Origin of the sequence: Microbacterium paulum (assembly GCF_015707995.1) — a bacterium.
Classification (GTDB): Bacteria; Actinomycetota; Actinomycetes; order Actinomycetales; family Microbacteriaceae; genus Microbacterium; species Microbacterium paulum.
On sequence record NZ_JAAGRY010000138.1, the window covers coordinates 1 to 701 of the forward strand.

1 pseudogene is annotated in these 701 nt (G+C 77.7%); it reads left to right on the forward strand.

Annotation, left to right across the window (positions count from 1 at the left end):
• Positions 1–701, forward strand: a pseudogene (locus G3N18_RS15820) (FtsK/SpoIIIE domain-containing protein); the annotation flags it as partial.

Below are 701 nucleotides of genomic sequence, written 5' to 3' on the forward strand. Positions count from 1 at the left end.
CGCGAGGCCGCCGATGCGCTCGCCGATCTCGACCGCGAGGTCGAGGAGCGCCACGACGTCGAGCGCCGCCGGGCGTGGCGGCGCACCCCCGACGTCGCCGGCTACGCCGACGACCCCGACGAGATCTGGCGCGTCGTGCCGGGGCGCGACGAGGTGATCGTCGTGGGGCGCGGCGTGGGGCGCAGCGCGCTGCGCGTGGACGGTGATGCGCAGGCGACGGATGCCCGTGACGTGCGCCGCAGGGCGCGGACGCTCGACGACATGCCCGTGCACGTGCCGTTGATGGCGGGGATCGCCGTCTGCGGGCCGCCGGTGCTCGCTGAGGCGGTCGTGCGGGCGCTCGTGGTGCAGCTGTGCCTGGCGCAGTCGCCCGGGCAACTTCGGCTCGTGGGCGACACGGCCGGGATCGGCGCGGGCGTGGACGGTGGCGGCGCCCCCGCACTGCCGCATGCCGAAGCGACGCGCGGCGCCGTCGTGTTCGCCGGTTCGGGGGAGCGGCCGGTGCCCGCCGACGCCGACATTCCGATCGTCCGGGTGGCCGAGGGAGCCCCGCCCCCGCCGCGGTGCGCGGCCGTGCTCACCCTCGACGCGACAGACGGCGCGCGACTCGACCACGACGGCACGTCGCGTCGCGTGCGGATCGAGGCGATCTCGCACGCGCAGGCGGGGCGCGTCGCGGCGGCGCTCGCCGAACGCGCAGC